12 protein-coding genes are annotated in these 12,289 nt (G+C 73.4%); 6 read left to right on the top strand and 6 right to left on the bottom strand.

Annotated elements, in window-relative coordinates; translation table 11 throughout:
• Nucleotides 1-517: 517 nt before the first annotated feature.
• The gene (locus ACFQ8C_RS20115; protein ID WP_383459175.1) at nucleotides 518-1,132 is read left to right on the top strand and encodes a TetR/AcrR family transcriptional regulator; all 615 of its coding nucleotides are present in this window, start codon (nucleotides 518-520) and stop codon (nucleotides 1,130-1,132) included.
• A gap of 36 nt (nucleotides 1,133-1,168) precedes the next feature.
• Here the strand turns inward: ACFQ8C_RS20115 and ACFQ8C_RS20110 are convergent, their stop codons facing one another.
• Both ACFQ8C_RS20110 and ACFQ8C_RS20105 read right to left on the bottom strand, forming a co-directional pair.
• A complete protein-coding gene (locus ACFQ8C_RS20110) occupies nucleotides 1,169-1,765 on the bottom strand; it encodes a restriction endonuclease (protein WP_383459173.1) in 597 nt (198 codons plus the stop codon).
• A gap of 228 nt (nucleotides 1,766-1,993) precedes the next feature.
• Nucleotides 1,994-2,683: a GNAT family N-acetyltransferase gene (locus ACFQ8C_RS20105; RefSeq protein WP_383459171.1), complete on the bottom strand. Its 690-nt coding sequence runs from the start codon at nucleotides 2,681-2,683 to the stop codon at nucleotides 1,994-1,996.
• A gap of 133 nt (nucleotides 2,684-2,816) precedes the next feature.
• On the opposite strand from ACFQ8C_RS20105, the gene ACFQ8C_RS20100 reads away from it, so the two are divergent.
• Nucleotides 2,817-3,404 (top strand): HAD domain-containing protein, encoded by a 588-nt coding sequence (locus ACFQ8C_RS20100; RefSeq protein WP_383459168.1) that lies wholly within the window; start codon nucleotides 2,817-2,819, stop codon nucleotides 3,402-3,404.
• On the opposite strand, the gene ACFQ8C_RS20095 is transcribed toward ACFQ8C_RS20100, so the two are convergent.
• A complete protein-coding gene (locus ACFQ8C_RS20095; protein ID WP_383459166.1) occupies nucleotides 3,364-4,653 on the bottom strand; it encodes an MFS transporter in 1,290 nt (429 codons plus the stop codon). The genes ACFQ8C_RS20100 and ACFQ8C_RS20095 overlap by 41 nt on opposite strands.
• A 142-nt stretch (nucleotides 4,654-4,795) precedes the next feature.
• On the opposite strand from ACFQ8C_RS20095, the gene ACFQ8C_RS20090 reads away from it, so the two are divergent.
• Complete coding sequence (locus tag ACFQ8C_RS20090) at nucleotides 4,796-5,386, top strand: CGNR zinc finger domain-containing protein (RefSeq protein WP_383459163.1); 591 nt, start codon at nucleotides 4,796-4,798, stop codon at nucleotides 5,384-5,386.
• Nucleotides 5,387-5,418: 32 nt separating this feature from the next.
• Here the strand turns inward: ACFQ8C_RS20090 and ACFQ8C_RS20085 are convergent, their stop codons facing one another.
• Entirely contained in the window at nucleotides 5,419-6,639 is a 1,221-nt protein-coding gene (locus ACFQ8C_RS20085) for an MFS transporter (protein ID WP_383459160.1), read from the bottom strand.
• 280 nt (nucleotides 6,640-6,919) lie between these two features.
• Between ACFQ8C_RS20085 and ACFQ8C_RS20080 the strand changes: the two genes are divergently transcribed.
• The 3 genes from ACFQ8C_RS20080 to ACFQ8C_RS20070 all read left to right on the top strand — a co-directional run bounded on the left by ACFQ8C_RS20080 (nucleotide 6,920) and on the right by ACFQ8C_RS20070 (nucleotide 9,673).
• The gene (locus tag ACFQ8C_RS20080) at nucleotides 6,920-7,642 is read left to right on the top strand and encodes a sortase domain-bontaining protein (protein WP_383459156.1); all 723 of its coding nucleotides are present in this window, start codon (nucleotides 6,920-6,922) and stop codon (nucleotides 7,640-7,642) included.
• Between the two features lie 117 nt (nucleotides 7,643-7,759).
• Nucleotides 7,760-8,605, top strand: coding sequence for a DsbA family protein (locus ACFQ8C_RS20075; RefSeq protein WP_383459153.1), 846 nt, complete (start codon nucleotides 7,760-7,762; stop codon nucleotides 8,603-8,605).
• 159 nt (nucleotides 8,606-8,764) lie between these two features.
• A complete protein-coding gene (locus ACFQ8C_RS20070) occupies nucleotides 8,765-9,673 on the top strand; it encodes a hypothetical protein (protein WP_383459150.1) in 909 nt (302 codons plus the stop codon).
• 115 nt (nucleotides 9,674-9,788) lie between these two features.
• Here ACFQ8C_RS20070 and ACFQ8C_RS20065 read toward each other — a convergent pair whose 3' ends face one another.
• Together ACFQ8C_RS20065 and ACFQ8C_RS20060 are read right to left on the bottom strand one after the other, a co-directional pair.
• Nucleotides 9,789-10,319: a GNAT family N-acetyltransferase gene (locus ACFQ8C_RS20065; RefSeq protein ID WP_383459148.1), complete on the bottom strand. Its 531-nt coding sequence runs from the start codon at nucleotides 10,317-10,319 to the stop codon at nucleotides 9,789-9,791.
• A gap of 165 nt (nucleotides 10,320-10,484) precedes the next feature.
• A complete protein-coding gene (locus ACFQ8C_RS20060; RefSeq protein ID WP_383459145.1) occupies nucleotides 10,485-12,224 on the bottom strand; it encodes a fibronectin type III domain-containing protein in 1,740 nt (579 codons plus the stop codon).
• Between the last annotated feature and the right edge of the window lie 65 nt (nucleotides 12,225-12,289).

Below are 12,289 nucleotides of genomic sequence, written 5' to 3'. Positions count from 1 at the left end.
AAGGCGTGGGTCTTCCCATGGAACCCCGGTGCCAAGCTGCCCATGGGTTCGTTCCTCTCGCTCGAAGTCGCCCTCGGCCTCTCGCGTCGGCCTTCGCCTCGGCCCCTCTCGCGGACCGTTCGGTGGGGCGTACTCACGGCGGCTGCGGGATCGCGCCACGGGGTACGGCGCGCCACGTCCCTCTTCTCCCCCATGATCCCCTGCTGAGGCGCGGGCGCAACCTGGCACGAGCGGGTCCCAGTTGTGCTTCGCGGTGCTTCTCCGGGTGCCGGTCCCGAGGCGGCCGACGTGCCGTCGCCGACGTGGAAGTCGTGGTCGAGGCGCCGTGCGGAGGGGCTCCGACGCCCTCCTCGGGTGCGCCGGAGCCCGGACCGTCGCCTGCCGGCGGCTCCAGGGCGCCTGCCCGCCGGCGAGCGTTCCCGCTTCCCTCTTCCCTTTCCGCCCCTTAGGATGTATGCACCGTTCACATCAGGACGCACGGTGAGCGGGGAACACCTCGGGAGAGCGAGGGTGACTCATGGCGCGGAACAGCGCGTACCACCACGGTGATCTGCGTGCGGCCTGTCTGAGGGCGGCACGGGAACTGCTGGAGGAGGACGGCGGCGCCGACCTGTCGCTGCGCGCGGTCGCACGCCGCGCCGGCGTCTCGGCCACGGCTCCCTACCGCCACTACGCGGACCGTGAGGCACTCGTCTCGGCGGTCGCGGCGGAGGGGTACCGGGAGCTCGCCGAGCACCTGTCGGCGGCCCGTACGGCCCCGTCGGCCCCGTCGACCCCGGACGACCTCGCGGCCGTCACCGTCGCCTACGTCCGGTTCGCCCTTGAGCACCCCGCGCTGTTCCGCGCCATGTTCGCCGAGCCCTTCGACCCGACCTGCGAGGAACGCGTCGCCGCGGCGGAGGCCGTCTCCGCGTACGTCCGGACCGTCGTCCGTGACGCCTTCCCGGGCACCGCCGACACCGAGGCCCTGTCGACCACCGTGTGGGCCCTCGCGCACGGACTCGCGTTCCTGCACCTCGACGGCAAGCTCGACTCCTCCACACCCGAGGCCGTCGCCCGCCGGGTCAAGGAGTCCGTGTCCGCGCTGTTCACCGCCGTCCCCGCCGTCCGGACGGCGACCGCGGCGGGCTGACGGGCTGACGGGAACGCCCCGTTCGCCGGCACGGCCTCACGGCATGGCGGTCGGTCCCCGGGGCGGTGGAACGGCACGGAGCAACTCCCCCAGAGGACGCGACCCGGACGCCCACCGGGCGAGCGTGTGGCGGTCGACCACGTGCAGGCGCTGCCGCCGAGCGAAGGCGACGCCGGGTTGGGTGACCCGGCCGTTCGTCACGATCACCGCGACGTCGGCGCCGTGTACCTGGCGGGCGGTGCCGTCGAGGGCCTGGAGGTCCGGCGTGCCCACCGCGGAGCCGGCCAGGCCGTCGCGCCGGTGCTTGCACTGGATCACCCAGCGCCGCCCGAAGGGGTCGGTGGCCTTGACGTCGCCGTCCGCCTCCTCCTGCTGCTCCTGCGGGCGCGGGGGCTCACCGGACGGCCCGCGTGACGCCGGTCGCCGGTCGCCGGTCGCCGGTCGCACCAGGACGTCCCGGATTCCCCGGTCTCCCGGGACGGGCGCGAGCAGGACCCCCAGCGCCAGGGCGACGAAGACGGTCGTCTTCTCGTCGACACGGTTACGGACCTCCGCGCGCCGGCGCAACCGGGGGAAGACGACGGCCGGGAACACGGCCACGTCGATGGTCGGCAACCGTTCGGACTTCGCCACGCACGCCCCTCGCACCTAGGCCGGCGGCGGACGCCACCTCGGCCCTTCCTGGGGAGCGGGCCGTCGACGCGGCCGGTGGCCGCTCTCCGACGCACGGCACGCATCGATCGGCAGGCGGCCGGATGCGGCACGCGACACCGCGGGCGGCGGGGCCGCGCCGTGCGGACGGGCGGGCAGGCGGGCAGGCAGAGGGACGCGACGATGCGTCGCGGACCACCCGCCAGGCTGTCACCGGGCCCGGGTCGGGGGAACCACCGGCGCCCGGGCGATCATGACGTCGGCTATGCGGTGCCAGCCGAGGGAGGAGTAGAGGCGCTGGCCCTCCTCACTGGCGATGAGAAGACCGGTACGGGCTCCCTGGGACACGGCGGCCTCCGCCAGGGCGCTCATCACGGCGCGCCCCAGGCCGCGTCGGCGGTGCGCCGCGTCCGTCTCGATGCGGTCGGCGATCGCGTCGCCGCCGACCACGGCGACGGTGCCGCGCACCGCCACCTCTCCGGCGGGGCCGTGGAGGGAGACGACCGTGACCGGCCCCTCCGTGCGCACCTCGCGCTCGTACGGCGCGGCGGGCGCGTGCCGCGGATGGTCGGTCAGATCGGTCGTCATCAACCACTCGGACCGGTGGAGCAGTTCCAGTCCCGCGGCGCCGACGGCGGCCTCGACCGTGCCCGGACGCAGCGTGGGTACGGTGAGCCAGGTGATCTGCCGCGCGGCGGCGACGTCCGCGGCCAGCCGCGCCAGGGACTCGGGCTCCTCGTCCGCGCGCAGCGCGAACACCTCCACCTCGCGGCCGGGTTGGTCGCACCTGGACCGCAGGCCGTCCCCCGCGGGCTCGACCGGCTCGGCCTCGGGCAGGGAGCGGGCGGTGGTCCAGCCGGCCAGCCATCGTCGTACGAGCTCTGCATCGATCTTCGTCATCGGGCGATTAGAGCACGCCCCCTGTCGGCGGCCCGGAGAACGACCACCCCTCAAGGGCCTTCTCACGCCTTCTTCGCGCGAGCCACCCGGTGGACCGGCCGGCGGCACCGCGCGGTCGCTATCCTCGGCTGCCGTGACCGGCACAGCGCTGCTTCCACTGCTCTTCCTCGATGTCGACGGACCGCTGATCCCGTTCGGGGCGGATCCGCCGCGGTATCCGACCCACGCGACCGCTCCCGATCCGGGTGGGACCGATGCGAACCCGCTCCTGAGCAGGATCGACCCCCGGCACGGTGCCCGGCTGGCCGCGCTTCCGTGCGAGGTGGTCTGGGCCACGACGTGGGGGGACGAGGCGAACGACTCCCTCGCTCCGCTGCTCGGTCTTCCGCGGCTCGCGGTCGTCGTCTGGCCGGAGCCGTCGGACCTCGACGAGCAGGACGAACGCCTCGGGCTGCACTGGAAGACGCGTACCCTCGTCGACCGGGCGGCGGGACGGCCGTTCGCGTGGGTAGACGACGAGCTCACCGACACGGACCGGGCCTGGGTCGCCGCCCACCATCCCGGACACGCCCTGCTCCACCGGGTCGATGCCGCTGTCGGTCTCGCCGACGGCGACTACGCGGCCCTCGCCTCGTGGCTGCGGCGGAACGCGTCCGAGGCGGGCGCGGAGGCGAGCGGGGTCAGCGGGGTGTCTCGGCGTCGCGGAGGCGCCGGGTGGTGACCCGGCAGGCGAGGGGGATCGCGGCGAGGGCGAGTCCGAGCGCCGCGGCGACGAAGGTGGCGCGGACTCCCACCCAGCGTCCCAGCAGGCCACCGCCGAGGGCGCCGAGGGGGACGACGCCGAGGACGATCAGACGGTAGGCGGCGGTGACGCGGCCGAGGAGTTCGTCGGGGACCGCCGCCTGGCGCAGGGTGCTGACGACGATCTGGTTCAGCGAGGAGGCGAGAGCGGCGGCGAACAGCGCGGCCAGGGCCAGTGGCGTGCTGTGGCCCAGGCCGAGGACCGCGTAGCCGGCGGCCGGGGTGAGGGCGGCGAGCCAGGTGGTGGGGCCGCCGCCGATGCGGGGTACGACGTGTGCGGCGAGCAGTGAGCCGGCGATCGCGCCGGCGGCGGGAACGGCGACGAAGAGGCCGTAGTGCGACAGGGCCAGTCGGTACGGGCCGGTGACCAGCAGGACGAGGAGCCCGCCGGTGGCCGCGCCGAAGAAGTTGATCGCCGCCGAGACGAACGCGACTCGGCGCAGCAGGTCGTGGCGCCAGAAGTGGGCCCACCCGGAGCGGATGTCCTGGCCGATGGTGGTCGGGGTCGAGCGGCCGTCCCGGCGCTCCTTCCCCGTGGGACGCAGCGCGGGCAGCAGCATGGCCGCCAGGCCGGCGAGGGCGAACGCGGCCGCGCCGGCGTAGAAGGCCGCCGACGCCGCCAGCGCGAACAGCGCCGCGCCGGCCGGCGGACCGACGAACGTGTGGACGACGGACTGCGTGGCGAACAGCCGGCCGTTGGCGCGCTCCAGCTTCTCGCGGGGCAGGAGACGGGGCGGGATGGCGAGCGCGGCGTTGTCGACCATCGTCTCGGCGCAGCCGGCGATGAACACCGCGGCGTAGAGGAGCGCGACGTGGCGCCATCCGCCCGCCAGGGCGAGGGCGAGCAGCGCGAACCCAGCCGCGCGCAGGCAGTTGCCCGCGACGAGTATCCGGCGCCGGTCCACGCGGTCGGCCATCGCGCCCGCGGGGAGGGTCGCGAGCAGCCAGGGCAGGAACTGCGCCACGGTCATGCCCGCCACCACGAGCGGGTCCCGGGTCAGCGTGGCGACGAGCAGCGGCGCGGCGGCCTGCAGCACGCCGTCGGCGAGGTTCGAGGACGCCTGGGACGCCCACAGCGCGGTGAACGGCCTGAGGGCGACTCCGGGAACGGCGCCGGGAACGACTCCGCGGACGGCTCTACGGACGGCTCTACGGACGGCGACGGGCACGATCGTTCTCCTCGCGAGAATCTCATGGGTGAAGGGCTGATCGTGCATGATGCCGAACGGATCACCTCACATGCAATAATGCTTTTGCCCATGAGGAAGTACGCACGGGAGCGAGCGCCGTCGCCGGCGGGAGGAGCTGATCGTGAGGTTCGGCCACATCGCGGGGGACCGCATGCTCGACCTAGTGAACACCGTCGCCTGGCGGCTCGGCGGGCCCGAACGCGTCGAGTCCCTGAAGACCTTCTCCGACGTCATCGACTGGTGCGTCGAGTCCGACCTGCTCGGCACGGACGAGGCCGGGGCCCTGCGCGAGCTGGCCGGCCGGGACGGCGCCGCGGCCGAGCGGGAACGGCAACAGGTCGTCCAGGCGCGGGAGAAGGTCTACGGAGCCCTCTTCTCCGACGACGCCGAAGCCGCCGCGGACCTCGCGCGCATGTACCGGACGGCGATCGCCGCGGCCGAACTGGTCCACGCGGGCGGCCGCTGGCAGTGGCAGGACCGGGACACCGACCTCCGCCTGCCGCGCAACCGCATCGTCCGCGGGCTCGTGGCCCTCACCCAGCGCGACGACCTCGACCGCCTCCACCAGTGCGAGGACGCCACGTGCGGATGGGTCTACCTCGACACCTCGCCGCGGCGGAACCGCCGCTGGTGCGACACGAAGGACTGCGGCGACCGCAACCGCTCCCGCGCTTACTACGCGCGGCAGAAGGCGAAGAGCCGTCAGCCCTGAACGACCGGCCGCCCCGTGGACCCGCGTCGGGGCTACGAGCCCTTGGACGGCGAGGCGCTCCCCGGCCGGCGGGCCAGGGTCGTCGTCATCGTCGCCGTCAGGACGGCCGTCACCCCGCCCAGCACCATGACCGTCGAGGGCGAGGAGTGGTCGAGGACGACCCCTCCGGCCAAGGCCCCAATGGAGATGGTGGCCTGGAAGGAGGCGGTGAAGAGGACGGAGGACGCCTCGGGCGCGTCGGGCGAGGCCTTGGCGAACCAGGTCTGCGAGCAGACCGGCACGGCACCGTAGGCGATGCCCCAGACGATCAGCAGGGCGACCGCTCCCCCGTCCCACCGGCCGAGGAGCGGGAGGAGCAGGGTCGCGCCGGCGATCATCGCGGCGGCCGCGGCGAAGGTGGCCCGGGGCCGCCGCCGCACCGCCGCTCCGCCGAGGAAGTTGCCGGCGATCCCGGCGGCTCCGTAGACGAGCAGGCAGACCGTGACGAGCCCCGCGCTCACACCGGTCACCCGCTCCAGGAAGGGGGTGACGTAGGTGTACGTGCCGAAGTGGGCGAGCACGACGAGGAAGGTCATCGCCAGGGCGAGGCGGGTGTCGCCGCTCCGGAGCATGCCGCCGAGGACGTCGAGGCGCGTGGCCCGGCCGGGAGGGAGGGGCGGGACGGCCAGGAGCAGCAGGGCGAGGACGGCCAGCGTGAAACCGCCCATGACGAGGAAGGCGGTCCGCCATCCCGCGACGTCACCGACGAGGGTGCCCAGGGGCACCCCGAGTACGGAGCCGAGCGGTACCGCGGAGAAGATCACCGCGGTCGCCCGGCCCACGGAGCCGGCGGGCACCAGCCGGTCGGCGAGTCCGGCTCCGATGGACCAGAAGCCGCCGATGGCGATCCCCACCATGACGCGGGAGACCAGCACCAGCCAGTAGCCCGACGCGGCGGCGGCCAGGAAGTTGGCCAGCGCCAGCAGGAGGACGAACACACCCAGCATGACGCGGCGGTCGACACGCCCCGTGCCCACGGTGACCAGGGGTGCCGAGATCGCGGCCAGAAAGCCGGGCATGGTCATCATGAGACCGGCCATCCCGTCCGAGACGGCGAAACTCGATCCGATCGAGGTCAGCAGGCCGATCGGAAGGATCTCCGTGGTGACGATCGAGAAGATGCCCAGCATCACCGCGATCACGGACAGCCAGGACATCCGGGGCGAGCGGTCCGACGGTGCGGAAGGGTGGACAGTGGTGGTCGCCGTGGGCATGAATCCCGTCCCGGGGTGGTCGTCACATGCGGTGGGTGACGACCAGTCCAGCAGGATCCGGCACCATCCTCCGGCAGGATTCCGACACGAACGTCCGCCCCCCCTGAGGACCGTCCACGCGAGAACGGGGCTCGCGCCGCGGCGGGGCGTCGCGGGAGGGAACCGGACGGGCATCGGACGAGCATCGGACGGGAACCGGGCGGGAATACGGGGCGCCGGCCCGTTGTTCTCCCCACCACGCAGGTGCCGTGCCGTCCACGCCCAGGTGGTCGAGAGAGCCATGACCCGTACCCGCCGTGCCGCCACCGTCGCCACGACGGCCCTCCTCGTGCTGCTCTCCGGCTGCGCCGCCACCTCCGGCACAGGTGCCCCGGACTCCCCGGGCGCCACCCGGTCGAATCCCGTGCCCACCGCCACCGCGCCGCCGACGACGCGCGCCTCCGAGGCGCCCGAACCCGTGGCCGCGACACCCACACCGCGCCCTCGCCCCGCCGAGCTCGACATCCCGTCGATCGGGGTGACGGACCTGCGGGTCGTGCCGTACGAGGGGAGGACCGACGACCCGGCGGGCACCCGCATACAGGACCGGGGCGTCGCGGCCAGCCCGTACGGGGACCACGGCGGCGTCGGTCCCGGTGACATCGGCAACTACCAGGTGACCGCGCACCGGCTCTCCGCCGGGGGCCCGCTCCGGGATCTGCCCGACGTCGACGTCGGCGACCTGGTGCACGTCACCGCCGAAGGCGCCACGTACACGTACCGCATCGTCGAGACCCGCACGACCTCCTTCCGCTCCGACCGCTCCCTCGCCGAGCAGCGGGCCGCCGTCCCCGGGGAGCCCGGCGAGCGGCCCACCCGCGCCATGATCACCCTCTCCACCTGCGCCACCCCGGAGGACGACGCGGCGGGGAACTTCTGGCGGGACGCCCAGGGCAACCCCGAGCACCGCATCGACAAGGTCGGTGTCCTCACCACGACCCGCCCGTCGGCGCAGGCCGACTGAGCCCGACCGCCGCCACGGCGGGCGTTCGGCGGTGCCCTTCCGTGCCGGAATCCGCGATGCGGCTGTCGTACCGGGCGCGTAGAGTCCGCCTGTTCACAGGGGAGGGATCAGAGCTCGATGAAGATCAGCAGAACGGCCCGGGCGGCCGTCACCGTCGGCCTCATAGGGGCTGTCGTGGGGTGCTCACCGCTCGGGTCGAGGGCGGGGGACGCCGCTCCGGACGGGCAGGAGTCGGGAGACTCCCGCCCGGCGGCACGGAACGAGACGGCGGGCTACGCGACCGCCGACCGGTTGCCCGAACGCGTGGCCTCGGACGGCACGACGATCGTGGTCGGCAACCCCGCGGCCCGTTCGACGGTGCACGTGTACGAGGATCCGCGCTGCCCCGTCGTCGAGGAGTACGAGCAGACGGGCGCCGAGGGAGTCCAGGAGCTGCTGCTCGCGGGGGAGGTCAGGGCCCAGTACACCTTCGCCTCGTTCAAGGACGAGCGGCTCGGCGGGGACGGTTCGAAACGGGCCGTCAACGCGCTGCGCGCCGCGCTGGACAAGGGGAGGTTCGTCGAGTTCCACGCGGTGCTCTTCGAGAACCGGACCGCCGTCGAGAACAGCGGCGGGTTCACCACCGAGCGCCTCCTGAAGCTTGCCGGGAAGGTGCCCGGCCTCCGTGGCGAGGACTTCGACCTCGCCGTCAGGACGATGAAGTACCGCCCGTTCGTCACCGCGTCCCAGCAGGCGTACGAGCGGACCGGCGACGATCCGATCGGTCCCGGCACACCCACGGTCGTCGTCAACGGCCACCCCATCGACGGCGGTCTGTACGGAGTCAACTTCGACGCCGAGCTGCTCCCCCTCCTCGTGACGGACCTCCACGAACGCCCCCACACGTGGGACTCGGTCTACACGCCCCTCAAGAGGAAGCTGGAGGCCCAAGCCGAAGCCGAGACCGAGACCGCAGGGTCCTGACGCGAGGGGCCGGCCGGGCGGGTTTCCCGGCCGGCCGGCCCCTCGCCCGCGGTCGGCGAGCGAGGGTTCCGGCGCGTCCGGTGCCGCCGACGCCGGTACGACGACGTCGCACGCCGGACCCCGCTCATCGAAGGGCGGGTCGCCTGACACGATGGCGCCATGGTCATCGGTACGCCCCCTCTCCTCCCCGGTCCCGGAGCCGCGGCCGCCCGCGCCCGCTCCCTGTACGACCGCCCCGAAGCACACCTGGACGCGCCTGCCGTGCTCGTCGCCCCGTACGCGCCCGGGGCCGGCCGCGCAGCCCGGCGGGAGGCGCTGCGACCGGTGTACGACGCGGTGGCGGCCGAGCTCGGCGAGCCCACTCTGTACGGCGGATCGGCCGCCGGCCCCAGCGTGCGCTGGCACACCGGGCGGCACGTGGTGGTGCTGGCGGGCGGCCCGCCGGGCGCGACGCTCTCGGTGCACACGGCATCGGACCTGCACGGGCGCGAGTACACCGCCGTGGAGTCGGGTTCGGTCGGCTGGCGGCCGGAGCAGCCGCACGGCTTCGACGCGCTCCCCTACCTCTGGCTGCTGCACCGGGGGCCGGAGCGCGACTGGCCGGCTTTCCGGTGGGACGGCCACCACACGGCCGCGTCCTGGGAGCACCTGGAGTCCTCCCTCGAACTGCTCCTGGACTCGTGGATGGAGCAGTTGCCGGTGCAGGTGCCGGGCGACTGGGCGTCCTTCGTCGTCGGGTGCTCGCGGGACTGGCCGCGGCATCTGCGGGTGGGGTACAGCCAGGACCGCGGGCAGCTGTCGCTGATGGTGGACCACCGGACCACGGCCGAGGAGCCGGGCTGGGAGGAGACCATGCGGGAGCGGGGCTGGCAGGTGCGCGACGGCGGCTGGTGGCGGGCGGTGTTCGCGGACGAGGACCCCGCGGCGGCGCGGTCGGCGGCCCGGCTGCTGGTCGCCGACGTGCGCGGTCGTGGTTCGGTCTGCCCGGACGAGCTGGTGGCCTGGGAACTGACGGTCAACGACCGCGGCCGGCTCTGGCTGCCGGGCATCGGGATGCCGGTGAACTGAACCGGGCGGCGACCGGAACGGCGGCCCGGCGGGAGGCGGCCTCGTCACGCTCTCGACGGCGACGGGTCCGCCGACCGGCAGAGGGCGGGGGAACTCCGGCCGGATACCGCCGGTTTCAGCCCGCGTCCACCCGGAGCAGCATCGTGTCCGAGTCGCCCTCACGCCCCACCGTGACGAAACCCCGGGAGGCGTAGAGTCCGGCGGCGTGGTTGCCGTCCTCGACGCTGAGGCTCAGGCGGTCCACGCCCGAGCGCGCCGCCATGGCCACCACCGCGTCCAGCAGGGCGCCGCCGATGCCTCGGCCCCGATGCTCGGGCAGCACGCCGGCGGTCAGTTCGGGTACCTGCGGGTCGACGTGTCCGTAGCCGGGGTCGTCGGCCGGGAACCTCCTCGCCCAGACGGCGCCGAGGGGCGTGCCGTCGGGGGCCTCGGCCACCGCCCCAAAGTCTCCCGCCCGGGGCCAGTCGGTGACGTAGTGGGCGATGTGCGGGGCCGCGAGGATCTCGTCCCGGGTGAGACGCGGCCCGTCCCAGTTGAACGCCTCCGTCAGCATCGCCGTCAGGAAGTCGGCGTCCCGGGCGGTGGCCGGCCGTAGCCGGAATCCGGCTTCCGGCAGGGTCGGCCCTGCCGCGGTGTCGGTGTGCATGCGGTGTCTCGCTTCCTGCGGTCGTCGGGGGCGCGCGGAGCGCCCTGTGGTGATCATGCCGTGCCCACGACGGAAGGAGGATCGGATCGAGACAGGGCGCGGGAGAACGCACGGACGCCTTGCCCCCGTCGGACCGGGCAAGGCGTCTTCCGTCGTGTCAGGGGGTCAGCACGTGACCCAGTAGCCCGGGGAGGTCTCCTTGATGGTGCTGGAGGCGAGGACGTTCCACAGGCCGAGGTTCTGGTTGGAGCCGTTGGCGTAGGCGTAGCCGCCGGTCTGGTGGGCGCGGCCGGCCTGGGTGTGGGCGTAGTTGCTGGCGGTCACGCAGAGCGGGGCGGCCTTGGTGGTGGCGGTGACGGGTGCGCTCTTGGCACCGACGGTTCCGGCGGAGTCGACGGCGGCGACCGTGTAGGCGTAGGCCGTGGCGGCGGTCAGACCGGAATCGGAGTAGGTCGTGGCCGCGACCGGGGCCGAGTTCACCTTCGCGCCGTCACGGTAGACGTTGTAGGACGCCGCCCCCGAGACCGCGCTCCAGGACAGCGAGGCACCGGTCGCCGTCGTACCGGTGACCGCGAGCCCGGCCGGGGCGGGAAGGGTGGTCGCGGTTCCCGTGGTGGTGGCGGTGACGGGTGCGCTCTTGGCACCGACCGTTCCCGCGGAGTCGACGGCGGCGACCGTGTAGGCGTAGGCCGTGGCGGCGGTCAGACCGGAATCGGAGTAGGTCGTGGCCGCGACCGGAGCCGAGTTCACCTTCGCGCCGTCACGATAGACGTTGTAGGACGCCGCGCCCGAGACCGCGCTCCAGGACAGCGAGGCACCGGTCGCCGTCGTACCGGTGACCGCGAGCCCGGCCGGGGCGGGAAGGGCCGGGGGTGCGGTCGTGGCGCCGGCGCCGAGTGCCGTGGCCATGTTCATCACGGCGGTCATCTGCGGGCCGCTCTTCTGGGCGTAGTCGGCCGACTTGTAGCCCCACCAGTCCCAGCAGCCGCGCGGGTTGCCGGTCATGGTGGTGGCCTGCGGGTAGAGGACGATCATGTTGTTCGTGTCGGCGTACTCGTTGAGGTAGGCCTTGTCCATGAGGGCGTTGCCGACCAGGCCGAAGTACTGGTAGCAGCCGTGGAGCGTGACCATCAGCTTGCAGGAGGCGCCGCTCTGGCAGGACTGCGGGACGTAGGCGAAGCCCTCGTTGCCCATGCTGATCGCGCTCGGGCTGCCGCCGGGGGTGTACGTGCTCTGGTCGAACTGGACCAGCTTGCCGGTCAGCGCCGAGGTGCTGGCCGGGTTCACGCTGCCGAGCAGGTGGGTGAGCATGTCCTTCACGGGGTCGCCGCCGCAGTTGTTGACGTACGGCGAGCTGGTGGAGGTACAGGAGTTGGGGCCGATCGGGCTGACCCAGGCGTGGCCCGAGGCGGACGTGTTGTCGTAGACCACGTTCGAACCGAGGTCGCGGTAGTAGGTGGCGAGGTCGTCGTTCACGGGCGCCTTGACGGTGGTGTCGTTGGTGCCGTGGAACAGCCAGACCTTGTCGCCCGACAGGTTGGCGACCGGGTCGACCTTCCCCGCCGCCGCCCTGTCCCGGGTCAGCTGCTCCAGCTGGGCCGGGGTCTTGCGGGCCATGAAGGTGTCCATGCACCCGTACAGGGCGGTGTTGAGGTTGTTCTGGGCGCAGTCGTAGGGGCCGGCCGAGAAGATGCCCGCGCCCTCGAAGACGTCCGAGTAGGCGACGTGCATCTGGTTGGCCATGAACCCGCCGGACGAGAGACCGCTCACGTACGTCGCGCTGATGTCGTACTGCTGCAGCGAGCCGACGGTCGGCGCCGGAACCGCGGCCGTCGCGCCGCCGACCGTCGTGGCGGCGATGCCGACGGCCGCCAGGGTGGCGACGAGGAGCTTCCTGATCTTCATTTCGCATCTCCAGATGGGGGTGAGATGCCGACATCCTGGTGAACGACCGGGTTTCCGGCCCACAT

This window comes from Streptomyces sp. NPDC056503 (genome assembly GCF_042794995.1).
Taxonomy (GTDB): domain Bacteria; phylum Actinomycetota; class Actinomycetes; order Streptomycetales; family Streptomycetaceae; genus Streptomyces.
This window is presented reverse-complemented; position numbering and strand designations above follow the sequence as displayed.